The 21544-nt window shown below is 67.9% G+C and carries 21 protein-coding genes; 5 read left to right on the top strand and 16 right to left on the bottom strand.

Annotated elements, in window-relative coordinates; all coding sequences use genetic code 11:
* The first annotated feature begins 102 nt into the window (after positions 1 to 102).
* Complete coding sequence (locus ABL844_RS25810; protein ID WP_418129498.1) at positions 103 to 1848, top strand: proline--tRNA ligase; 1746 nt, start codon at positions 103 to 105, stop codon at positions 1846 to 1848.
* On the top strand, positions 1845 to 2525 hold the full coding sequence (locus ABL844_RS25805; RefSeq protein WP_126024684.1) for a lytic transglycosylase domain-containing protein: 681 nt from the start codon (positions 1845 to 1847) through the stop codon (positions 2523 to 2525). The genes ABL844_RS25810 and ABL844_RS25805 overlap by 4 nt, the downstream gene beginning before the upstream one ends.
* Before the next feature lie 34 nt (positions 2526 to 2559).
* On the opposite strand, the gene ABL844_RS25800 is transcribed toward ABL844_RS25805, so the two are convergent.
* The 6 genes from ABL844_RS25800 to hemA form a co-directional block, all read right to left on the bottom strand.
* Positions 2560 to 3870 (bottom strand): hemolysin family protein, encoded by a 1311-nt coding sequence (locus ABL844_RS25800; protein WP_126024685.1) that lies wholly within the window; start codon positions 3868 to 3870, stop codon positions 2560 to 2562.
* A gap of 54 nt (positions 3871 to 3924) precedes the next feature.
* Complete coding sequence (locus ABL844_RS25795) at positions 3925 to 4443, bottom strand: cupin domain-containing protein (protein WP_418129497.1); 519 nt, start codon at positions 4441 to 4443, stop codon at positions 3925 to 3927.
* A gap of 17 nt (positions 4444 to 4460) precedes the next feature.
* A complete protein-coding gene (grxD, locus tag ABL844_RS25790) occupies positions 4461 to 4790 on the bottom strand; it encodes a Grx4 family monothiol glutaredoxin (protein WP_126024687.1) in 330 nt (109 codons plus the stop codon).
* 29 nt (positions 4791 to 4819) lie between these two features.
* Positions 4820 to 5674 (bottom strand): peptide chain release factor N(5)-glutamine methyltransferase, encoded by an 855-nt coding sequence (gene prmC, locus ABL844_RS25785; RefSeq protein WP_418129496.1) that lies wholly within the window; start codon positions 5672 to 5674, stop codon positions 4820 to 4822.
* Positions 5671 to 6759, bottom strand: a complete 1089-nt coding sequence (prfA, locus tag ABL844_RS25780; protein WP_418129495.1) for a peptide chain release factor 1 — start codon at positions 6757 to 6759, stop codon at positions 5671 to 5673. The genes prmC and prfA overlap by 4 nt, the downstream gene beginning before the upstream one ends.
* Positions 6760 to 6856: 97 nt before the next feature.
* Complete coding sequence (hemA, locus tag ABL844_RS25775; protein WP_093302366.1) at positions 6857 to 8128, bottom strand: glutamyl-tRNA reductase; 1272 nt, start codon at positions 8126 to 8128, stop codon at positions 6857 to 6859.
* A 112-nt stretch (positions 8129 to 8240) separates the two neighbouring features.
* Between hemA and ABL844_RS25770 the strand changes: the two genes are divergently transcribed.
* Entirely contained in the window at positions 8241 to 8519 is a 279-nt protein-coding gene (locus ABL844_RS25770) for a hypothetical protein (RefSeq protein WP_126024690.1), read from the top strand.
* A 13-nt stretch (positions 8520 to 8532) separates the two neighbouring features.
* Here ABL844_RS25770 and ABL844_RS25765 read toward each other — a convergent pair whose 3' ends face one another.
* Genes ABL844_RS25765 through ABL844_RS25750 form a run of 4 tightly spaced genes read right to left on the bottom strand, consistent with a single transcriptional unit; the run spans position 8533 to position 11713 of the window.
* Positions 8533 to 9048 carry a GNAT family N-acetyltransferase gene (locus ABL844_RS25765; RefSeq protein ID WP_418129494.1) on the bottom strand — a complete coding sequence of 172 codons (516 nt, stop codon included), beginning with the start codon at positions 9046 to 9048 and terminating at the stop codon, positions 8533 to 8535.
* Complete coding sequence (locus tag ABL844_RS25760) at positions 9048 to 9842, bottom strand: ABC transporter ATP-binding protein (protein ID WP_418129493.1); 795 nt, start codon at positions 9840 to 9842, stop codon at positions 9048 to 9050. The genes ABL844_RS25765 and ABL844_RS25760 overlap by 1 nt, the downstream gene beginning before the upstream one ends.
* Positions 9842 to 10738 carry an ABC transporter permease gene (locus tag ABL844_RS25755; RefSeq protein WP_184642558.1) on the bottom strand — a complete coding sequence of 299 codons (897 nt, stop codon included), beginning with the start codon at positions 10736 to 10738 and terminating at the stop codon, positions 9842 to 9844. Before ABL844_RS25755 ends, ABL844_RS25760 begins: the two co-directional genes overlap by 1 nt.
* Positions 10739 to 10768: 30 nt before the next feature.
* Positions 10769 to 11713 (bottom strand): ABC transporter substrate-binding protein, encoded by a 945-nt coding sequence (locus ABL844_RS25750; protein WP_418122400.1) that lies wholly within the window; start codon positions 11711 to 11713, stop codon positions 10769 to 10771.
* 246 nt (positions 11714 to 11959) lie between these two features.
* Between ABL844_RS25750 and ABL844_RS25745 the strand changes: the two genes are divergently transcribed.
* Complete coding sequence (locus ABL844_RS25745) at positions 11960 to 12430, top strand: Lrp/AsnC family transcriptional regulator (protein WP_126024693.1); 471 nt, start codon at positions 11960 to 11962, stop codon at positions 12428 to 12430.
* Positions 12431 to 12544: 114 nt separating this feature from the next.
* Here ABL844_RS25745 and ABL844_RS25740 read toward each other — a convergent pair whose 3' ends face one another.
* From ABL844_RS25740 to ugpB, 6 genes are all read right to left on the bottom strand, one after another.
* Positions 12545 to 14938 carry a DUF3772 domain-containing protein gene (locus ABL844_RS25740; protein ID WP_418129492.1) on the bottom strand — a complete coding sequence of 798 codons (2394 nt, stop codon included), beginning with the start codon at positions 14936 to 14938 and terminating at the stop codon, positions 12545 to 12547.
* 51 nt (positions 14939 to 14989) lie between these two features.
* Positions 14990 to 15736, bottom strand: a complete 747-nt coding sequence (gene ugpQ, locus ABL844_RS25735) for a glycerophosphodiester phosphodiesterase (protein WP_418129491.1) — start codon at positions 15734 to 15736, stop codon at positions 14990 to 14992.
* A gap of 3 nt (positions 15737 to 15739) precedes the next feature.
* Positions 15740 to 16747, bottom strand: a complete 1008-nt coding sequence (ugpC, locus tag ABL844_RS25730) for a sn-glycerol-3-phosphate ABC transporter ATP-binding protein UgpC (protein WP_418129490.1) — start codon at positions 16745 to 16747, stop codon at positions 15740 to 15742.
* A gap of 3 nt (positions 16748 to 16750) precedes the next feature.
* Positions 16751 to 17602, bottom strand: coding sequence for a sn-glycerol-3-phosphate ABC transporter permease UgpE (ugpE, locus tag ABL844_RS25725; RefSeq protein WP_019656566.1), 852 nt, complete (start codon positions 17600 to 17602; stop codon positions 16751 to 16753).
* A 1-nt stretch (position 17603) separates the two neighbouring features.
* Positions 17604 to 18485 carry a sn-glycerol-3-phosphate ABC transporter permease UgpA gene (ugpA, locus tag ABL844_RS25720; RefSeq protein WP_126024697.1) on the bottom strand — a complete coding sequence of 294 codons (882 nt, stop codon included), beginning with the start codon at positions 18483 to 18485 and terminating at the stop codon, positions 17604 to 17606.
* 101 nt (positions 18486 to 18586) lie between these two features.
* The gene (ugpB, locus tag ABL844_RS25715; RefSeq protein WP_126024698.1) at positions 18587 to 19900 is read right to left on the bottom strand and encodes a sn-glycerol-3-phosphate ABC transporter substrate-binding protein UgpB; all 1314 of its coding nucleotides are present in this window, start codon (positions 19898 to 19900) and stop codon (positions 18587 to 18589) included.
* A 275-nt stretch (positions 19901 to 20175) separates the two neighbouring features.
* Between ugpB and serA the strand changes: the two genes are divergently transcribed.
* Positions 20176 to 21408, top strand: coding sequence for a phosphoglycerate dehydrogenase (serA, locus tag ABL844_RS25710; protein WP_126024699.1), 1233 nt, complete (start codon positions 20176 to 20178; stop codon positions 21406 to 21408).
* Positions 21409 to 21544: the final 136 nt, after the last annotated feature.

The following is a 21544-nucleotide window of genomic DNA, read 5'->3' as shown; positions in this document are numbered from 1 at the left end:
ATGCCGGGTTGCCCTCGGCAAGCTGCCGATGCCAGGCTCTCAGGGTCTCTCCGGGGGAGCAGTTCCCCACTTCCGAACCTCGAATCCAGCGCCACCATTCCGATGAAAGCTTCCCGTTTTTTCGTCTCCACCCTCAAGGAAGCGCCCGCTGACGCCGAAGTGGCGAGCCACCGTCTCATGATGCGGGCCGGCATGATCAAGAAGCTCGGCACGGGCATCTACACCTACATGCCCATGGGCCTGCGCGTGATCCGCAAGGTGGAAGCCATCGTCCGCGAGGAGATGAACCGCGCCGGTGCCGTCGAGATGACCATGCCCGTGGTGCAGCCCGCCGAGCTCTGGCAGGAGACCGGCCGCTTCGACAAGATGGGCCCCGAGCTGCTGCGCATCAAGGACCGCCACGACCGCGACTTCGTGATCCAGCCGACCAGCGAAGAGGTGGTGACCGACATCGCCCGCCAGGAGATCCGCAGCTACAAGCAGCTGCCGAAGAACTTCTACCAGATCCAGACCAAGTTCCGCGACGAACGACGTCCGCGCTTCGGCCTCATGCGCGGGCGCGAGTTCATCATGAAGGACGCCTACAGCTTCGACCGCGACCTCGACGCCGCCAAGGCGAGCTACCAGGTCATGGCGCAGGCCTATCGCAACATCTTCGACCGCTTCGGCCTGCGCTACCGCGCCGTCGCGGCCGACAGCGGCGCTATCGGCGGCGACCTGAGCGAGGAATTCCAGGTGATCGCCGCCACCGGCGAGGACGCCATCGTCTACTGCCCCGACAGCGATTACGCCGCCAACATGGAAAAGGCCGAGGCGCTGGCCCCGGCCGGTCCGCGCCCGGCGCCCGCCAAGGCGCTCGAGAAGACCCCGACCCCCGGCAAGAGCACCTGCGTCGACGTGGCCGAGCTGCTTGGCGTGCCGCTTTCCACCACCATCAAGTCGCTGGTGCTGGCCACCGACGTCCTCGACGAGGCTGGCGACATCAAGGGCTCGCAGGTCTGGCTGCTGCTGCTGCGCGGCGACCACGACATGAACGAGATCAAGGTCGGCAAGCTGCCCGGCCTGAACCAGGGCTTCCGCTTCGCGACCCTGGCCGAAATCGAGGACCACTTCGGCTGCAAGCCCGGCTACCTGGGCCCGCTGAACCTCAAGAAGCCCGTGAAGCTCGTGGCCGACCGCGAAGCCGCCGTCCTGGCCGACTGGATCACGGGTGCCAACGAAGTCGATTTCCACATGACCGGCGTCAACTGGGGCCGCGACCTGCCCGAGCCCGACCTCGTCGCCGACATCCGCAACGTGGTCGCGGGCGACGCCTCACCCGACGGCAAGGGCGTGCTGGCCATCGAGCGCGGCATCGAGGTGGGCCATGTGTTCGTGCTCGGCACCAAGTACAGCAAGGACATGAACGCCACCTACCTCGACGAAGGCGGCAAGCCGCAGTTCCTCGAGATGGGCTGCTACGGCATCGGCATCACCCGCCTGCCGGCCGCCGCCATCGAACAGAACCACGACGAGCGCGGGATCATCTGGCCCGACGCCATCGCCCCCTTCACCGTGGTTGTCTGCCCGATCGGCATGGACCGCAGCCCCGAGGTCAAGGCGGCGGCCGAGGCGCTCTACGAGGAGCTGCTCGCCAAGGGCGTCGACGTGCTGCTCGACGACCGTGGCGAACGCCCCGGCGCGATGTTCGCCGACTGGGAACTGATCGGCGTGCCGCACCGCGTGGTCATCTCGGACCGCGGTCTCAAGGAAGGCCAGCTCGAATACCAGAACCGCCGCGACACGGCGGCTACCAAGGTGCCCGCGGCCGGTATCGCCGACTTCATCGCCGGCAAGCTCGCCCAATGAGCCTGGAGGGCGGCCTCTCGCGACGCCAGTGCCTGGGCGGCGCCGTGACCGCAGGCGCCCTCACCGTGCTGTCGTTGCCGCGGGCTGCCATGGCCGGCGCGCAGATCGAGGAGCCGCTGATCGACTCGGTGCGCACCGCGCTGAGTTCGGCCATCCACAACAAGGCGCCGCCGGTGCCGCAGTTCGCGAGCACCGAGGCCCGGCTGGCCTACCTGCGCTGGCTCGGAGAGATGAGCGAGCGGCTCAAGAAGAAGATCGCCGATGCGCCCTCGCGCATCGAGTTCCTGCAGACCGTCTGGTACGAAGCCAAGCGCTCGGGGCTGGAGGTGAGCCTGGTGCTGGGGCTGGTGCAGGTCGAGAGCAATTTCCGCAAGTTCGCGGTGTCGAGCGCGGGGGCGCGCGGCTACATGCAGGTCATGCCGTTCTGGACGCGCGTGATCGGCGACAGCGACCCGGCCAAGCTCTTCCACATGCAGACCAACCTGCGCTTCGGCTGCGTCATTCTTCGCCACTACCTCGACCGGGAGAACGGCGACCTGTTCATGACGCTGGGCCGCTACAACGGCAGCCGCGGCAAGTCGCCGTATCCGAACGCCGTGTTCGCCAACCAGCGGTTCTGGGTGTTCAACGACAGGGAACGCGAGAAGGAAAAGGACAAGGACCGCTCGGCGGCCTGACGCCTTCCGACTGGCGCCTTCCTCTTCCGTCTGCTCAGTTCGCAGGTGCCTTCGCGGTGCCCGAGCCCTTGGTGACCATCACCTGGTCGATGCGGTAGCTGTCGACGTCCATCACCTCGAAGGTGTAGCCGCCCCAGCTCACGTTGTCCGTGCGCTTCGGAACCCGGCGCAGCATCACCATCAGGAAGCCGGCCAGCGTCTCGTACTCCTCGGCATGCGGCATCTCGTCGATCTGCAGCGCGCGCTGCACGTCCTGGATGGGCGTCACGCCATCGATCAGCCACGAGTTCTCGTCGCGCTGCACGATCTGCTCCTCGTCGGGCGTGGACACCAGGTCGCCCATCACCGTGCTCATCACGTCGTTGAGCGTGATCACGCCCACCACCAGGCTGTATTCGTTGACGATGATCGCGAAGTCCTCGTGCGCCTGCTGGAACTGCTCCAGCACCTCGGTGAGCGAGAGCCGGTCGGGAATGACCAGCGCCTTGTGCAGCGGCAGCCCCTGGTCGAAAGCCAGCGGCTGGCCGCTGAGCACGCGCTGGAACATGTCCTTGGCGTCCACGTAGCCCAGCACGTGGTCGATGTCGCCGTCGCACACCGGGTACGCCGAGAAGGGCTCGGCGATGATGCGCGCGCGCAGCACTGTCTCGGGGTCGTCGTGCAGGAACCAGGTGATGTTGTCGCGCACGGTCATCACGCTGCTGACCAGGCGCGTGTCGAGCTCGAACACGTTGGCGATCACCTGCTGCTCGCGCGCCGCGAGCACGCCCGCCTGCGCGCCGGCCTCGGTCATCGCGAGGATGTCGGCCGAGGTGATCTTGTCGTCGCGTGCCATCGGCATGCCCAGCAGCTTGAACAGCAGGTCGGTGCAGCGCGTGAAGAACCACACCAGCGGCTTGAAGGTGGTGATCAGCAGCAGCATCGGCCCGACCATGCGCACCGCCAGCCGCTCGGGGTTGCTCATGCCCAGCCGCTTGGGGAACAGGTCGGCGAACACCAGGAACACCGCGATGATGATCACGAAGGAGCACAGGAACGCCGCGCTGGCCGAAGCCTCGGGGCTGAGCCACTTCTCGAAGAGGACCGCGAAGTACGGGCTCAGCGAGCCTTCGCCCACCACGCCGCCGAGGATGGCCACCGCGTTGAGCCCGATCTGCACCACCGTGAAGTAGTGGCCCGGCTGCTCCTGCACCCGCAATACCTTCTCGGCCCGGGGGTCGCCCTCGTCGGCCATCTGGCGCAGACGCAGCCGGCGCGATGCGGCCAGGGTGATTTCGGCGAGGGAGAAGAAGGCGCTCAGCGCAATCAGCAGCGCGATGATGAGCAGGCTTTGGGTGAGGGTCATGGTGGCACGTCGAAGACGGCCGACATGGTGCCATGACTCGGCACCGGAAATCGCTCAGACGCCGCCGTGAGGGTGGGTCGGGTCGACCCACAGCACCGATTCGGGCTTCTCCACGGGCTCGATGTCGAGGTTCACCGCCACCGCTTCGCCGTCGCTGCGGCACAGCACGCATTCGAGCGTCTCGGTCGCGCTGGCGTTGATTTCCTGGTGCGGCACGTACGGCGGCACGTAGATGAAGTCGCCCGGCCCGGCCTCGGCCGTGAATTCCAGCTTCTCGCCCCACCGCATGCGGGCCCGGCCGCGCACGACGTAGATCACCGATTCGAGATGCCCGTGATGGTGGGCGCCGGTCCTGGCGTCGGCGTGGATGGTCACCGTGCCGGCCCAGAGCTTCTGCGCGCCCACGCGGGCGAAGTTGATGGCCGCTGCCCGGTTCATGCCGGGCGTCTGGGCGGTGTTGGCGTCGAGCCGGTCGGCCGAGATCACGCGCACGCCGTCGTGCTTCCAGGCCGGCGCGGCATCGTTGCCGCCGTCATCGTGGGAATGGCCGTGGTCCGCGTGATCGTGGCTCATGACCGTTCCCCGGGGGCTCAGGAGGCTGCGGCCCCGTTCACCACCTGCTGCAGCTCGCCCGACTCGTACATCTCCATCATGATGTCCGAGCCGCCGATGAACTCGCCCTTCACGTACAGCTGCGGGATCGTGGGCCAGTTGCTGTACTCCTTGATGCCCTGGCGGATGCTGTCGTCGTCGAGGACGTTGACGGTCTTGAGCGTCCTGGTGTCGACGCCGACCGCCTTCAGGATCTGGATCGCGCGGCCCGAGAAGCCGCACATCGGAAAGCTGGCGTTGCCCTTCATGAAGAGCACGAGGTCGTTGGTCTTGACGAGATCGTCGATGCGTTGCTGGGCGTCGGACATGGGGACTCCTGAAAAATAGGCTGAGGGGATTATTTCACCGTGCGCCAGATTCCGCCGGAGCAGCGCTGGATGCCGGCGAGGTCGTCGCGGCTTTGCACTTCGGCGAAACCGCGCGCCGCAAGCAGTTCGCGCACGGCCGGGGCCTGGTCGTGGCCGTGTTCGAGCAGCAGCCAGCCGCCCTCGGCGAGGTGGGCGGGGGCGTCCTGCACGATGCGGCGGATGTCGTCGAGGCCGTCCGTGCCCGAAACCAGCGCCGAAGAGGGCTCGTGGCGCAGGGCGGGCAGGTGCGGGTCGCCGGCGGCGATGTACGGCGGATTGCTGGCGATGACCGTGTAGCCGGCGCCGGCGCCGTCCAGCCAGTCGGCCTGGGCGAAGCGCACGGGCAGGCCCAGCCGCGAGGCGTTGGCCTGGGCGACGGCCAGCGCATCGGCGCTGGCATCGACCGCATCGACCTGCGCGTCGGGCCGGGCATGCTGCAGCGCCAGCGCGATCGCTCCACTGCCGGTGCCGAGATCGAGCACACGAGGCGCGGCCTGGCCTTCGAGGCACTCCAGCGCCCATTCGACCAGCGTTTCCGTGTCGGGGCGGGGCACCAGCACGCGGGCATCGACCTGCAGGCTGAGTCCGTGAAATTCTTTTTCGCCCAGCAGGTAGGCGACAGGCTCTCCGGCCCGGCGGCGCGAGAGCTGCGCGGCCAGCGCGGACCACGCCGCATCGGGCATGGCGTCGGTGTCGTGCGCCAGCAGCCAGGCACGGTCGTGCGGCGCACGGCCCAGCGCATGCAGCAGCAGCAGCTGGGCGTCGAGCCGGTCGACGCCCAGCGCGATGGACGCGGCCAGCGCCTGCGCCACGGTGGCCGGCTTCGGGTTCTCGACGGCGCTCATGCCGGCAGGCTCGATTCCAGCTCGGCCAGCTGCTCGGCCTCGCGCGCGGCGCGCAGCGCGCCCAGCACGTCACCCAGGTCGCCTTCCATGATGGCAAGCAGCTTGTAGAGCGTGAGGTTGATGCGATGGTCGGTGAGCCGGCCCTGCGGGAAGTTGTAGGTGCGGATGCGGTCCGAGCGGTCGCCGCTGCCGATCAGGCCCTTGCGCGTGGCGGCGTCCTTGGCGGCGCGCTCGCTGCGCTCCTTCTCCTGGATGCGCGCCGACAGCACCTGCAGCGCCTTCGCCTTGTTGCGGTGCTGGCTGCGGTCGTCCTGGCACTCCGCCACGATGCCGGTCGGGATGTGCGTGATGCGCACGGCCGAGTCGGTCTTGTTGATGTGCTGCCCGCCAGCGCCGCTCGCGCGGTAGGTGTCGATGCGCAGGTCGGCCGGGTTGATCTGCACCGCGACCGTCTCGTCGGGCTCGGCCAGCACGGCGACCGTGCAGGCGCTGGTGTGGATGCGGCCCTGCGTCTCGGTGGCCGGCACGCGCTGAACGCGGTGGCCGCCCGATTCGAAGCGCAGGTGGCCGAACACGTCGTCGCCCACGATGCGCACCACCACTTCCTTGTAGCCGCCGAGCTCGCTCTCGCTCTCGCTGACGATCTCGCAGCGCCAGCCGGCGCGGTCGCAGTAGCGCGTGTACATGCGCAGCAGGTCGCCCGCGAAGAGGGCCGATTCGTCGCCGCCCGTGCCCGCACGGATTTCGAGGAAGGCATTGCGCGCGTCGTCGGGGTCCTTGGGCAGCAGCAGGCGCTGCAGCTCGTCCTCCAGTTGCACCAGCTCGGCCTCGCCGCTGGCGATTTCTTCCTTCGCCATCTCGGCCATGTCGGGGTCGTCCAGCATCTCCTTCGCGCCGGCGATGTCAGCCTCGCGTTGCCTGTAGCGCTCGTAGCGGCCCGCGACCTGCGTCACCTCGGCGTGCTCGCGCGAGATGGTGCGGTACTGGGCCATGTCGCTCATGATGTCTTCGCGCGAGAGCAGGAAGTCGAGCTCGCCCAGGCGCTGGGCGTAGCGTTCGAGTTGGTGGCGGAGAAAGGATTTCACGGAGGAAGGAGGCTCGAAAAAATGGGGATGTGCTGCCGTGCGAAGGCAGGGCGCATGAAAGCCGCAGCCATGCAGGCCGGGCCGCCGATGAGCGTCGCTAACGCTCTTTGCGCAGGAACAGGCGCGAGATCGTCTGCGCCGTCTGCTCGCGCGAGGCGGCATCGCCCGCGTGCAGCTCGGCCATCGCGCCGTGCATCATCTTCTGCGTGAGGCCGCGAGACATGGCCTCGAGCACGGCCTCCACCGATTCGCCCTTGGCCAGCAGCTTGCGCGCACGCGCCATCTCGGCGGCGCGCCACTCGTCGGCCTGCGCATTGAGCTGCTGGATCAGCGGCACCGTGCCGCGCTGGCCCAGCCAGTGCATGAAGCTCTGCACGCCGGCGTCGATGATCACCTCGGCCTGCGCCACGGCGGCCTGGCGGTTGGCCTGGCCCTGCTGCACCACCTGTGCAAGGTCGTCGACGGTGTAGAGATAGATGTCTTCCAGCGCCTTCACCTCGGGCTCGATGTCGCGCGGCACGGCCAGGTCGACCATGAACATCGGGCGGTGCTTGCGCGCCTTGAGCGCGCGCTCGACGGCGCCCAGGCCGATGATCGGCAGCGTGCTGGCGGTGCAGCTCACGATGATGTCGAACTCGGCCAGCCGCGAGGGCAGGTCGGCCAGGCGCATCGCCTCGCCGCCGAAGCGCGAGGCCAGCTTCTCGCCGCGCTCCAGCGTGCGGTTGGCGATGGCGATGGCCTTCGGCTCCTTGGCCGCGAAGTGCGTGGCCGCGAGGTCGATCATCTCGCCCGCGCCGACGAAGAGCACGCGCGTCTTGCGCAGGTCCTCGAAGAGCTGGCCGGCCAGCCGCACCGCGGCGGCGGCCATGCTGATGGAGTGGGCGCCGATCTCGGTGGCGGTGCGCACTTCCTTGGCCACCGCGAAGGAGCGCTGGAACAGCTGGTTGAGCGTGCTGCCGAGGGCGCCGGCCGTCTCGGCGGCGCGCACGGCGTCCTTCATCTGGCCGAGGATCTGGGCTTCGCCCAGCACCATCGAATCGAGCCCGCTGGCCACGCGGAAGGCGTGGCGGGCGGCTTCGCCGTCGTGCAGGGTGTAGGCGTGCGAGCGCAGCAGGGCGGGGGCCACGCCGCCGCTCTGGGCGAGCCAGCCGAAGGTGTGGTCGAGCGCGGCGTGCTCCGAGGCGCAGTAGATCTCGGTGCGGTTGCAGGTGGAGATGATCGCGGCCTCGACCTGGGGATGGCGGCCGGAGGCGAAGGAACTGCGCAGGCTCTGCAGCGTGGGGGCGATCTGGTCGAGCGCGAACGCGAAACGACCGCGCAGATCGAGCGGCGCGGTCGTGTGGTTCAAGCCGAGGGCCCAGACTGACATGCCCGTGATTATAAAATCAGCAGCCCCACGGGGCTTGACGAGGGACAAATGGCTTTCCCTATGACAGCCATAACCCTGGACACATGTTCCAGCCCGTGCGCAACCTTCTCCGATGGACCTGCCGGCCCTCCTGAACCACCTGCTTAATTTCGTAGCACCCGCGGCTTTCCTGGCGCTGGTGCTGGCCTTTGCCGGGCGCTTCCTGGGCGGCGGGCGCGCCGGCGTCCCGCGCTGGTGGCTGCAGTTCGCGCTGACCTTCGCGGCCGGCGTCGGGGTGCTGGTTGCCGGGCTGGTGGTGTTCGGGCGCGATGGGGCGATGGCGACCTACGCCGCGCTGGTCGTGGTCTGCGGCACGGTCCAGTGGCTGGCGATGCGCGGCTGGCGCCGCTGAAATTTCCCCCCGCTCAGCCAGGCAGCCGCCGGATCATGTAGACCGACTCGCCCGGGTAGGTGGCAAGCCGGGCCTGCTGCTGCGGGCCATGAGGCAGCGTGGCTGCATAACCTTGGCGCTCCCAGAACCCCACCGACGATTGCACCGACACCAGCGTCGAATGCCGCCAGCCGGCATGCAGCGCATGGGCCCAGGCATGGCGCACCAACCGGGGTCCCAGCCCCAGGCCCGACGCGTCCGGATGCACCGCCAGGTCGTGCAGGTAGAGCGAATCGGCCTGCGCCGCCACCTCGAACTCGCCGTGCAGCGGCGTCAGCTTGCCGGCCACCGACGGATAGCCCGCCAGATAGGCCCGCACGCCGCCTTCATGTTCCACCACCCAGCCCGTGTGCGGCGCGGCGGCGAGCCGCCTGGCGATGAGCGCGCCGTCTTCCACGAAGCCAGCGCCGTAGCAGGCAAGCTGGATCGCCAGCACCGCGTCGAGGTCGTCGGCGCGCATGCCGCGCACGATGACGTTGTCGGGCGCCATCAGGCCAGCAGCAGCTTGTCGTCGTCCAGCTTCTCGCCGCGGGTCTGCTCGAACATGCGCAGCAGGTCGGGCACGTCGAGGCCCGAGCGCTGCGGTCCGGCCACGTCGAGGATCACCTGGCCCTCGTGCAGCATCACCGTGCGCGAGCCGTAGTCCAGCGCCTGGCGCATGCTGTGCGTCACCATCATCGCGGTGAGCTGGCCGGCCTCGACGATCTTCGCGGTCAGCTCCAGCACGAAGGCAGCAGTCTTGGGGTCGAGCGCGGCCGTGTGCTCGTCGAGCAGCAGGATGCGCGAGGGCTTGAGCGACGCCATCAGCAGGCTCACCGCCTGCCGCTGCCCGCCCGAGAGCAGGCCGATGCGGTCGGCCAGACGGTTCTCCAGCCCGAGCTTCAGGATCGACAGCTTCTCGCGGAACATCTCGCGCAGGTTGCGGTTGAGCGCGAAGCCGAAGACCCGGCGCTCGCCGCGCTTCCAGGCCAGCGCCATGTTCTCCTCGATGGTCAGCGCCTCGCAGGTGCCGGCCATCGGGTCCTGGAACACGCGCGCCACCATGCCCGAGCGCTGCCAGGCGTTCATGCGTGTCACGTCCTTGCCATCGATCTCGATGCGGCCCTTGTCGACGATCAGGTCGCCGCTCACCGCGTTCAAAAAGGTCGACTTGCCCGCGCCGTTCGAGCCGATCACGGTGACGAACTGGCCGGTGGGAATCTCCAGGCTCAGGCCGCGCAGCACGCGGTTCTCGATCGGCGTGCCCGGGTTGAAGGTCATTTCGAGTTGTTGGGCGCGCAGCATCAGTTCTTCCCCTTGAACAGGCCACCCAGCCTGCGCTTGTAGGCGGGCACCAGCAGCGCGAAGGCCACCAGCACGGCGGTCACCAGGTTCAGGTCCTGCGCCTGCAGGCCCATGAAGTCGGTGTTCAGCGCCATCGCGATGAAGAAGCGGTAGAGCAGCGCGCCGATGATGCAGGCCAGAGTCGTGATGACCATGCTGCGCGCCGGAATCAGCGTCTCGCCGATGATCACCGCCGCCAGGCCGATCACGATCGTGCCCACGCCCATCGAGATGTCGGCCGTGCCCTGGCTCTGCGCGAACAGCGCGCCGGCCAGCGCCACCAGCGCGTTCGACAGCGCCAGGCCCGCCATGGTGTGGAAGTCGGTCGAGATGCCCTGGGCTCGCGCCATGCGCGCGTTGCCGCCGGTGGCGCGCATCGCCAGGCCGGCCTCGGAGGCGAAGAACATGTCGACCACGATCTTCGCGACGATCACGATCAGCAGAAGCAAGAGCGGCTTGGCCCACTGCTCGGGCATGCCGCCGAAGCTGGCCATGCTGAACACCGTGGGTTCCGTGATGAGCGCCACGTTGGGCTTGCCCATCACGCGCAGGTTGATGGAGTACAGCGCGATCATCACCAGGATGCTCGCGAGCAGCTGCATGATCTTCAGCTTCACGTTGAGCCAGGCCGTGACCCAGCCCGAGGCCGCGCCGGCCACGCAGGCCACCGCGGTGGCGGCGACCGGGTTCCAGCCTGCGACGATCAGCGTCGCGGCCACGGCGGCGCCCAGCGGGAAGCTGCCGTCCACCGTGAGGTCGGGGAAGTTGATGATGCGAAACGACAGGAAGACGCCCAGCGCGACCAGCCCGAATATCAGGCCGATCTCGATGGCGCCCAGCGAAGCGATGAGCGACATGGGGAAAAGCGGAAAGCCGGCGGCTTCTTCTTACTTCGTGCTCACGACCTTGGCGGTCTTCAGCAGCTCGTCGGACAGCGTCACGCCCTGCAGCTTGGCCGCGCCGGGGTTCACCACCAGCTCGAAGTTGGCGCTGGTCTGCGAGGCGATGGCGCCGGGCTTCTCGCCCTTGAGGATGCGCACCACGACCTTGCCGGTCTGGCGGCCGATGTCGGTGTAGTTCAGGCCCAGTGCGGCCACGGCGCCGCGCTCGACGGTGGCGGTGTCGGCCGCCACCACCGGCAGCTTGCCCTGTTGCGCCACCTTCACGATGCCCTCGAAGGCCGAGACCACGTTGTTGTCGGTGGGCGTGTAGATCACGTCGGCCTTGCCGACCAGGCTCTGCGCGGCGGTCGGCACGTCCACCGTGCGGGCGGCGGCGGCTTCGACCACGGTCATGCCGGCGGCCGAGGCGGCCTTCTTGAGCGAGTCGACGATGGCCACCGAGTTGGCTTCGCCGGGGCTGTAGATCACGCCGATGCGCTTGGCGGCGGGCACCACCTGCTTGATGAGGGCGATGTGCTTTTCCAGCGGCGACAGGTCGGACACGCCCGTTACGTTGGTGCCCGTGGGTTCCCAGCTCTTCACCAGCTTGGCCGCCACCGGGTCGGTGACCGCCGAGTACACCACCGGAATGCTCTTGGTGGCCGCCACCATGGCCTGCGCCGACGGCGTGGCGATGGCGACGATCGCATCGGGCTGGTCGCCCACGTACTTGCGGGCGATCTGGGCGGCGGTGCCCACGTTGCCCTGCGCGCTCTGGTAGGTGAACTTGAGGTTCTTGCCTTCCTCGTAGCCCGAAGCCTTCAGCTCGGCCTTCACGCCGTCGCGCACCGCGTCCAGCGCCGGGTGCTCGACGATGGCGGTCACGGCCACCGACTTGGTGTCGGCCGCGAACGAAGGCGCGGCGGCCAGCATGCCGAGGGCCAGGGCCATTGCGCTGAAGGGGGTGCGAAGCAAAGCGTTTTTCACGGGAAAGGGTCTCCGGGTGGGGATTGGGATGCGTCTGAAGCCGCCGGCGGGTGCCGACGGCGAGGGATTCAACGGCTGGACATCGCGTCGTGCGGTCCGGGCGCCACGGAGTCTAGATCGTACTTTGCACAATTAAGGTGCATGAAAGCCTCGGGCTTACCCCGCTTTGCGCCATAAAATTGCATCGATCTGGTGCATTGGGAGAAGAAATTGCATGACATCGCACTCGACCGGATCGACCGGAAGATTCTCGAGCACCTGCAGGCCCACGGCCGGGCCACCAACCTGGAACTGGCGGAGGCGGCCAATCTCTCGCCCGCCCAGTGCCTGCGGCGCCACCGGCGGCTGGAGGAGCTGGGGCTGATCCACGGCTACGCGGCGCGGCTGAACGCGCGCCACATCGGGCTGGGCGTGACCGCCTTCATCCACGTGACCATGGCGCGCGGCCATGTCGACGAGCTGCCCAAGTTCCAGGACCTGATCGCGGACATGAAGCAGATCCTGGAGTGCTACTCGGTGACGGGCGACTTCGACTACGTGCTCAAGGTCGTCGCGCACGACCTCGAGTCGCTCTCTCAGTTCCTGATGCACACGCTGATGCACATGCCCGGCGTGTCGGCGGTGCGCTCCAGCGTTTGCCTCAACGAGATCAAGTTCACGACGGCGCTGCCGCTGGAGTGAAGGAGGCGGGGGCGGACAGCCGAACGCAGAAGGAGAACCAAAAAAGTTTTCTTCTGCGACCTCTGCGAAACCTTCGCGACTTCTGCGTTCGGCTGTCCGCTCCCGATCCCGCTTTCAACCCGCCCCGCCAGGCGCCGGCGGCGGCGCCGTCATCACCATCGTCGGCACCGCCAGCGGCAAAGAGGCCTTCTTCAGTTCGTCGAGGATGGTGAACAGCAGGTCGCTGCGCACGCCGCCCGCCAGCCGCGGGCTTGCCACGTAGGCGATGGCCTGGAAGATCAGGAGCCCGTTCTCGATGCCCTCCAGCGTGAGCGAAGGCGCGGGCGTCTCCAGCACGCCCTCGTGCGCCTTGCAGGCCGCGAGGATCAGCTCGCGCACGCGCTGCGCGTCGGTGGTCAGCGGCATCGGCAGGCGGATCAGCACCCGGCCCTCGGCGTTGGCCAGCGTCATGTTGCGCACGGTCTTCGTGATGAACTCCGAGTTCGGCACGATCAGCGTCGAGCGGTCGCCCAGCTGGATCTCGGTGGCGCGCACGTTGATGCGCCGCACGTCGCCCTCGGCCGTGCCCAGCACCACCCAGTCGCCCACCTTCACCGGCTGCTCGGCCAGCAGGATCAGCCCCGAGATGAAGTTCTGCACGATGGCCTGCAGGCCGAAGCCGATGCCCACCGACAGCGCGCTGGCCACCCACGCGATGCGCTCGATGCCGATGCCCAGCGCCGACAGCGAGAAGGCGATCACCAGGATGCCGCCCACGTAGCCCAGCAGCGTGGTGATCGAGCTCTGCATGCCCGGCTCGAACTTGGTGTTGGGCAGGTAGCTGCGCGCGAGCCAGCGCTTGAAGATGCGCAGCACCACGAAGCCCACCAAGGCCACCGCGACCGCGCTGAGGATCGCGCCCGGCACCAGCTGGAACTCGCCCACCTTCACGCCGGTGCCGAACTTGCCGCTGCGCTGGAACACCTCGCCCGGCCCCGTGCCCAGCGGCGCGGCCAGCGCCACCAGCATGTAGAAGAAGAGCGCCACCCGGCTGAGCGCCGAGAGCACCGTGGCGGCCTGGTCCAGCGTCTGCGGCGCGAGGTTGAAGCTCTTCTGCAGCCGCTGGCCGAAGCTGGCGCGAGACGACACCGTGGCCATGAACACGTCGTCCGCGAACTTGAAGAGCACGTAGAAGGCGGCCGCGACGATGCCGCTCCAGGCCAGCTGCGAGGCCAGGAAGCTCGCGAGCGCCACGTAGCCCAGCGCCACCAGCACCCAGATCGCGATCATCAGCATGCCGATCAGCGCCACCAGCAGGCCGACCCACATCGGCCGCTCGGGCAGGCCGGCTTCGGCCGCGTCGGCGCGCAGCGGCTTCACGAGGTAGAGCACCGAGGCGACCAGCGCCGTCAGCACCAGCGCGGTGAGCACGTGCGTGGCCACCACGGCGGCGAAGCTGGCGTCGATGAGCGCGTTGACCTCGGCCGGCGTCCAGGCCAGCACCGCCACCAGCGCCACCATCCAGGGCAGGGGCGCGAGCCGGCTGGCCATCTCGTCGGGAATGGGCGGCAGCCGCCACGAGGGCCGGCGCGTGGCCAGCAGCCCGCGGCCCAGCCCGATCACGAAGGCCATGAACACCAGCAGCTGCGCGGCCGACTGCAGCACCTTGCGCGCCTGCGGTTCCCAGGTGGCGAACTCCTTCAGCACCTCGACGAAGCCGTGCGCCGCCACCGCCACCAGCAGCACGTGGCTGGCGACGATGCCGATCACCAGCACCGAGCGCCGCAGCCGCCCCGCCGGCAGGTAGCGCGCCGCCAGCCAGGCGAGCAGCACCTCGGCGCCCCAGATGCCGAACAGCGTGAGCAGCAGCGCGCCCACCAGCGCGGCGATCACCGGAAGGCGGGTCTCCGGCTGGGTGGCGGCCACCAGGCCGTCGTTCACCGAGGAGACCATCGCCTTCAGGCGCACCAGGTCGTCGGGCCAGGCTTCGCGCAGGTCGCTCCAAAACTCGGTGGTCAGCGGCGACGCCGCGCGCTCGGTGAGCTGCGCCTCGAACAGCGCCCGCCGCTGCGTGACCAGCTCGGTGCCGCGCTGCCGCACGTCGACCGACAGCAGGCGCGCGAGGCGGATGTCGGCATCCAGTGCGTTGCGCTCCTTCGTCAGGCTCGCACGCTGGCGGGTGATGTCGGGGTCTTCGGTGGTGCCGGCGGCGGGCGGATTGCCGAGCTCGCCGAGCTTGGCGTTCAGATCGGCCAGATCGCCGGTGCGCGCGGCGACGAACTTGTCGGCCTGCACGCCGATGTCGTTGATCTGGGCGAGCAGCTTGCGCGCGTCGTCGTCCGTCTCGGCGGCGTTGCTGAGCTTGGTGAACTGCGCGCGCAGCTCGGCGATCGTGGGGGCAGGGGCTGCGGCGGCCGCGGCGGCGCTGTTGGCGTTGTTTCCGTTGCCGGCGTCCGGTTGCGCCTGCGCACCGCCGCAGATGAACAGGGCCGCGAGGCAGAAGCTCGCGAAGCGTTGGGTCCAACTCATGGCCGCATCATAGAAGCCGCCATTTCGTAAGGACTGGTAAGAATCTCCGCGTCAGGCGGCTGGAGGAAAGAGATCGACCCTGTCGGTGATGATGCCGTCGGTGCCGAGCTCGATCAGCCGCTGGGCGGCCCAGTCGTCGTTCACCGTGTAGCTCAGCGCGCGCATGCCCGCCTCGTGCACCAGCGCCACCACGGTGGCGTCCCACAGCGCGTGGTTGCAGACGATGGCGACACAGCCGAGCTGCCTGGCTGCCTCGAGCCAGCCATCCCAGAGCTTGTCGAGCAGCAGGCCGCGCGGCAGCCCGGGCTGCACCGTCTGGGCGCCCTTGAGCGATTCGACCTGGAAGGAGGTGAGCAGCGGCGGCACGGCGGCTCCCTTCCAGAGGCGGGCGGCCTCGCGGGCGACCACTTCGCCCGTCTCGCGCTCGGTGCCGGGCGTGGGCTTGATCTCGATGTTGAGCAGATGGCCGTTGGCCAGGCAGAAGCGCGCCAGGTTCTCCAGCGTGGGCAGCGGCTCGCCCGCGTAGGCGCGCGAATGCCAGCCACCCGCGTCGAGCTGCGCCAGCGCGCTCCAGGGCTGCGCGCCGCCGGTGCCGTGGCCGCTGGTGGTGCGGTCGAGCGTGGCGTCGTGTATCAGGAACACCACGCCATCGGCGCTGAGTTTGGCGTCGCACTCGAACATGCGATAGCCGTGCGAGGCGCCGAGGCGGAACGCGGCCAGCGTGTTCTCGGGAGCGAGCTTGCCGGCGCCGCGGTGGGCGACCCAGCGGGGGTAGGGCCAGGGATTCAGCTCGGCCATCGATCAGTCCGCGCGTTTGCCGGAGCCGGCGTCGAACCAGTGCAGCTTTTCTTCGCGCGCCGCGATCTTCACCGTGTCGCCCGCGACCGGCGGATGGTCGGCCTCGTCGGTGCGCATGATGATCTGCTCGTCGCCGATGCGGCCGTACACCAGCCGCTCGGCGCCCAGCAGTTCGACCTGCTCGACCTGCACCGACCAGCCGCTCTCGTCGAGCTTCAGGTGCTCGGGGCGGATGCCCAGGATCTGGCCCGGGCGCACGCCCGGCGCGTGCTTCAGCAGGTTCATCGGCGGCGAGCCGATGAAGCTCGCGACGAAGGTGGTGGCGGGGCGCGAGTACACCTCCTCGGGGGTGGCGAACTGGTCCATCACGCCGCCGTTCATCACGATGATGCGCTGGGCCAGCGTCATGGCCTCGACCTGGTCGTGCGTGACGAACAGCGAGGTGATGCCGAGCTCGCGGTGCAGCTTCTGGATTTCGAGGCGGGTCTGGGCGCGCAGCTTGGCGTCGAGGTTCGACAGCGGCTCGTCGAACAGAAACACCTGCGGCTGGCGCACGATGGCGCGGCCCATGGCCACGCGCTGGCGCTGGCCGCCGGAGAGCTCTCGCGGCTTGCGCTCCAGCAGGTGGCCCAGTTCGAGGATTTTCGCGGCCTTGTCGACGCGCACCTTGATCTCGGCCGGCGGCACCTTCGCGATCTTCAGGCCGTAGGCCATGTTCGCGAACACGCTCATGTGCGGGTACAGCGCGTAGTTCTGGAACACCATGGCGATGTCGCGCTCGGCGGGTTCGAGCTGGTTCACGACTTTGTTGCCGATGGCGATCTCGCCGGCGGAGATTTCCTCCAGGCCGGCCACCATGCGCAGCAGCGTGGACTTGCCGCAGCCCGAGGGACCGACGATGACGATGAACTCGTGGTCGGCGATCTCGGCGCTCACGCCGTGGATGACCTGGTTCGCCTTGGGCCCGTGGCCGTAGCGCTTGATGACGTTGCGTAGGGAGAGGGAAGCCATAACTTATTTTTCAGTGTCCACGAGGCCTTTGACGAACCACTTCTGCATGAGGACCACCACCAGCGCCGGCGGCAGCATCGCGAGGATGGCGGTCGCCATCACCACGTTCCATTCGTTCTGGCCGTCGCCGCCGGCGATCAGCCGCTTGATGCCGACCACGATCGGGTACATGTCCTCGTTGGTGACCGCCAGCAGCGGCCAGAGGTACTGGTTCCAGCCGTAGATGAACTGGATCACGAAGAGCGCCGCGATGCTGGTCTTCGACAGCGGCAGCAGCACGTCGAAGAAGAAGCGCATCGGGCTCGCGCCGTCCATGCGGGAGGCCTCGGTGAGTTCCTCGGGCACCGTCAGGAAGAACTGCCGGAACAGGAAGGTGGCAGTGGCCGATGCGATCAGCGGCACCGTCAGGCCCGCGTAGCTGTTGAGCATGCTCAGGTCCGACAGCACCTTGTAGGTGGGCAGGATGCGCACTTCCACCGGCAGCATCAGCGTGACGAAGATCGCCCAGAAGCAGATCTTCTTGAACGGGAAGCGGAAGTAGACGATGGCGAAGGCCGACAGCAGCGAAATGGCGATCTTGCCGACGGCGATGACCAGCGCCGTCACCAGGCTCACCCACATCATGTGGGCCACCGGCGCGTTGGAGCCGGCGCTGCTCGCGCGGCCGAAGAGCGCGCCCTTGTAGCTCTCCAGCATGTGCGAGCCCGGCAGCAGCGGCATCGGCCGCTGCACGATTTCCTGCGCGGTATGCGTGGACGCCACGAAGGCGAGGTAGATGGGGAAGGCGACGATCAGGACGCCGAGGATCATCACCACGTGGGCCAGGATGCCCTGGGTGCTTCTTCTTTCAACCATGTCAGTACTGCACCTTCTTTTCGACGTAGCGGAATTGCACGATGGTCAGCGCGATCACGATCACCATGAGCACCACCGACTGCGCGGCCGAGCCGCCGAGGTCCAGGGCCTTGAAGCCGTCGTGATAGACCTTGTAGACGAGGATTTCCGTGTCCTTGCCCGGGCCGCCCTCGGTGGCGGCGTGCACGATGGCGAAGGTGTCGAAGAACGCGTAGACCACGTTCATCACCAGCAGGAAGAAGGTGGTGGGCGACAGCAGCGGGAACTGCACCGTCCAGAAGCGGCGCCACGGGCGCGCGCCGTCGATGGCGGCCGCCTCGATCAGCGACTTCGGGATGGACTGCAGCCCCGCCAGGAAGAACAGGAAGTTGTAGGAAATCTGCTTCCACACGGCGGCCATCACGATCAGCGTCATCGCGTGCTTCGAGTTGAGCAGGTGGTTCCAGTCGATGCCGATCTTGCCCAGCGCATAGGCCACCACGCCCAGCGAGGGGGAGAACATGAAGACCCACAGCACGGCGGCCACGGCGGGCGCCACGGCATACGGCAGGATCAGCATGGTCTTGTAGAACATGCCGCCGCGCACGATGCGGTCGGCGAACACGGCCAGCGTCAGCGACAGCGTCAAGCCGATGCTGGCCACCAGCACCGAGAAGATGGCGGTGGTCTTGAACGACTCGGCGTAGGCCGGGTCCTCGAAGAGTTCCCTGAAGTTCTGCAGCCCGACGAAATCGACCGAGGTGCCGAAGGCATCCTGCTGCTGCAGCGACTGCAGCAGGGCCTGTGCGGCCGGCCAGAAGAAAAACACGAATATCACCGCCATCTGCGGTGCCAGCAGCAGCCAGGGCAGCCAGCCCGAGCGAAAGAAGACGCGTTTTTCCATGAACCCTCTAAGTAAAAAATCCCGCCGCGCCCGCTCTTGCGCAAGAGCGGACGGGGGCGGGCGATATTAGCCGGACACGAAGGCTGCCCGGCGGCTGGGCGTCAGCTCTTGTTGGCCTTCTGGAAGCGTTCCAGCTGCTCGTTGCCGCGGGTCACGATGGCGTCGAGGGCTTCCTTGGCGGTTTTCTTGCCGTTCCAGACCTGTTCGAGCTCTTCGTCCTCGATGGCGCGGATCTGCACGTAGTTGCCCAGGCGGATGCCGCGGCTCTTGTCGGTGACCTTGCGGATCATCTGCGTCACGGCCACGTCGGTACCGGGGTTCTGCTTGTAGAAGCCCGAGTCCTCGGTGAGCTTGTACGAGGCCATGGTCACGGGCAGGTAGCCGGTGCGCTTGTGGCTGGCGGACTGCACTTCAGGCGTCGAGATGAAGCTGAAGAACTTGGCCACGCCCTTGTACTCGGCCGGTTTCTTGCCCGACATGACCCACAGGCTGGCGCCGCCGATCACGGTGTTCTGGGGCGCGCCGGGCACGTCCGGGTAGTAGGGCAGGGGAGCCAGGCCGTAGGCGAACTTGGCGTTCTTCGCCACGTTGCCGTAGAAGCCCGAGGACGTGTTGATCATGGCGCACTCGCCCGACACGAACGAGGCCTCGGGCACGTTGCCGCGCCCCTTGTAGATGAAGAGGCCCTGCTTGGCCATGCTGGCCAGGTTCTCGATGTGGCGCTGGTGCAGCGGCGAATTGACCTTCAGGCGCGCGTCCAGGCCCTGCAGGCCGTTGGCCTTGCTCGCGAACTCGACGTTGTGCCAGGCCGAGAAGCTCTCGACCTGCGTCCAGTTCTGCCAGGCCGTGGTGAACGGGCACTTGTGGCCGCTGGCCTTGAGCTTGGCGGCGGCGGCGACCACCTCGGGCCAGGTGGCGGGAGCCTTGTCGGTGGGCAGGCCGGCGGCCTTGAAGGCGTCCTTGTTGAAATAGAAGATGGTGGTCGAGCTGTTGAACGGGAAGCTCAGCATCTGGCCGTTGGGAGCGGTGTAGTAGCCGGCCACGGCGGGGATGTAGGCGGCCGGGTCGAACTTCTCGCCCGCGTCCTTCATGACCTGGCCCACCGGCACGATGGCACCCTTGCTGGCCATCATGGTGGCGGTGCCCACTTCGAACACCTGCAGGATGTGCGGGGCGTTGCCGGCACGGAAGGCCGCGATGGAGGCCGTCATCGATTCGTCGTAGGTGCCCTTGAAGGTGGGGACGACCTTGTATTCCTTCTGGCTCTCGTTGAACTGCCTGGCCAGGTCGTTGACCCACTCGTTGTTGACGGCGGTCATGGAATGCCACCACTGGATCTCGGTCTGGGCCTGCGCCACGTTGAACAGCGTGGTGGCGGCCAACGCCGATGCCAGCGCGAGCGTCTTGAATCGCATGAAGACTCCTGAAGGGAAAAATGGAAAGCGCGGATGCTAGGGCATGTGGATGACACAGCCGCGTCACATTGGCGCACGGAGCACGGGTTTCCTCCAATCGGGGAAACCCCTTTGGACCCTTCGGCCTTCCCTTGCCTTTTCGGCCGGATTTGGCCCTGTTCGCAGCAGGCCCGGCAGGGGGCGAGGCCCCTCTTGCTGCGCCGCACCATGCTAGCATCGCCCTCCCTTTTTTCGGCCTAGCCTGTCGCCGTGGCCGGGGCTTCCAAGAGACCTCCATGAGCAGCAAAACCTCCCTCGACAAAAGCAGGATCAAGTTCCTCTTGCTCGAAGGCATCCACCCCTCGGCCGTGGAGGTGCTGCGCGCCGCCGGCTACACCAACGTCGAGTCGCTGCCGGGCGCGCTGCCCGATGCCGAGCTGAAAGAGAAGATCGCCGACGTGCACTTCCTGGGCATCCGCTCGCGCACCCAGCTCACCGCCGAGGTGTTCGCCGCGGCGCACAAGCTGGTGGCGGCAGGCTGCTTCTGCATCGGCACCAACCAGGTCGACCTCGAGGCCGCCCGCGAGCATGGCGTGGCGGTGTTCAACGCACCGTACTCCAACACCCGCTCGGTGGCCGAACTGGTGCTGGCCGAAGCCATCCTGCTGCTGCGCGGCGTGCCCGAGAAGAGCGCCGTGGCGCACCGCGGGGGCTGGCTCAAGTCGGCCGAGAACGCCTACGAGATCCGCGGCAAGACGCTGGGCATCGTGGGCTACGGCTCGATCGGCGCGCAGCTGTCGGTGCTGGCCGAGGCGCTGGGCATGCACGTGGCCTTCTACGACGTGGTCACCAAGCTGCCGCTGGGCAATGCGCGCCAGGTGCGCGACCTGCACCAGCTTCTGGCCCAGAGCGACATCGTCACGCTGCACGTGCCCGAGACCCAGGCCACCCAGTGGATGATCGGCGCGGCCGAGATCGCCGCGATGAAGCCCGGCGCGATCCTCATCAACGCCTCGCGCGGCACGGTGGTCGAGATCGATCCGCTGGCCGAGGCGCTGAAGGCGCGCAAGCTGCTGGGCGCCGCCATCGACGTGTTCCCGGTGGAGCCGCGCAGCAACAAGGACGAGTTCCAGTCGCCCCTGCGCGGCCTGGACAACGTGATCCTCACGCCCCACATCGGCGGCTCGACCATGGAGGCGCAGGCCAACATCGGCCTGGAAGTGGCGGAAAAGCTGGTCAAGTACAGCGACAACGGCACCTCCACCTCGTCGGTCAACTTCCCCGAGGTGGCGCTGCCGGCGCACCCGGGCAAGCACCGGCTGCTGCACGTGCACCGCAACGTGCCGGGCGTGCTGTCGGAGATCAACAAGATCTTCTCGGACAACCACATCAACATCTCCTCGCAGTTCCTGCAGACCAACGAGAAGATCGGCTACGTGGTGATGGACATCGACGCGGCCTCTTCCGACCTGGCGCTGGAGAAGCTGGCTAAGGTGGGCGGGACGATCCGCAGCCGCGTGCTGTTCTGACCCGGCCTCCCGGGGGGAGGTGATTCCCCCGGAAGCAGCGCCTACCACAAGGCCGCAAGCACGGTCACGAGGCAAGACCCCAGGCACTGCAATAAAATCCTCAGCCCGGCTATGGGCGCGCAGCGCCCGGCCGAGG

The sequence above is a fragment of the Variovorax sp. 278MFTsu5.1 genome (genome assembly GCF_048305045.1).
GTDB lineage: Bacteria > Pseudomonadota > Gammaproteobacteria > Burkholderiales > Burkholderiaceae_C > Variovorax > Variovorax guangxiensis.
This window is presented reverse-complemented; position numbering and strand designations above follow the sequence as displayed.

Coding starts and splice junctions, on each gene's coding strand:
- ABL844_RS25810 (WP_418129498.1), top strand. CDS start 103: ATGAAAGCTTCCCGTTTTTTCGTCTCCACCCTCAAGGAAGCGCCCGCT.
- ABL844_RS25805 (WP_126024684.1), top strand. CDS start 1,845: ATGAGCCTGGAGGGCGGCCTCTCGCGACGCCAGTGCCTGGGCGGCGCC.
- ABL844_RS25800 (WP_126024685.1), bottom strand. CDS start 3,870: ATGACCCTCACCCAAAGCCTGCTCATCATCGCGCTGCTGATTGCGCTG.
- ABL844_RS25795 (WP_418129497.1), bottom strand. CDS start 4,443: ATGAGCCACGATCACGCGGACCACGGCCATTCCCACGATGACGGCGGC.
- grxD (WP_126024687.1), bottom strand. CDS start 4,790: ATGTCCGACGCCCAGCAACGCATCGACGATCTCGTCAAGACCAACGAC.
- prmC (WP_418129496.1), bottom strand. CDS start 5,674: ATGAGCGCCGTCGAGAACCCGAAGCCGGCCACCGTGGCGCAGGCGCTG.
- hemA (WP_093302366.1), bottom strand. CDS start 8,128: ATGTCAGTCTGGGCCCTCGGCTTGAACCACACGACCGCGCCGCTCGAT.
- ABL844_RS25770 (WP_126024690.1), top strand. CDS start 8,241: ATGGACCTGCCGGCCCTCCTGAACCACCTGCTTAATTTCGTAGCACCC.
- ABL844_RS25765 (WP_418129494.1), bottom strand. CDS start 9,048: ATGGCGCCCGACAACGTCATCGTGCGCGGCATGCGCGCCGACGACCTC.
- ABL844_RS25760 (WP_418129493.1), bottom strand. CDS start 9,842: ATGCTGCGCGCCCAACAACTCGAAATGACCTTCAACCCGGGCACGCCG.
- ABL844_RS25755 (WP_184642558.1), bottom strand. CDS start 10,738: ATGTCGCTCATCGCTTCGCTGGGCGCCATCGAGATCGGCCTGATATTC.
- ABL844_RS25750 (WP_418122400.1), bottom strand. CDS start 11,713: ATGGCCCTGGCCCTCGGCATGCTGGCCGCCGCGCCTTCGTTCGCGGCC.
- ABL844_RS25740 (WP_418129492.1), bottom strand. CDS start 14,938: ATGAGTTGGACCCAACGCTTCGCGAGCTTCTGCCTCGCGGCCCTGTTC.
- ugpQ (WP_418129491.1), bottom strand. CDS start 15,736: ATGGCCGAGCTGAATCCCTGGCCCTACCCCCGCTGGGTCGCCCACCGC.
- ugpC (WP_418129490.1), bottom strand. CDS start 16,747: ATGGCTTCCCTCTCCCTACGCAACGTCATCAAGCGCTACGGCCACGGG.
- ugpE (WP_019656566.1), bottom strand. CDS start 17,602: ATGGTTGAAAGAAGAAGCACCCAGGGCATCCTGGCCCACGTGGTGATG.
- ugpA (WP_126024697.1), bottom strand. CDS start 18,485: ATGGAAAAACGCGTCTTCTTTCGCTCGGGCTGGCTGCCCTGGCTGCTG.
- ugpB (WP_126024698.1), bottom strand. CDS start 19,900: ATGCGATTCAAGACGCTCGCGCTGGCATCGGCGTTGGCCGCCACCACG.
- serA (WP_126024699.1), top strand. CDS start 20,176: ATGAGCAGCAAAACCTCCCTCGACAAAAGCAGGATCAAGTTCCTCTTG.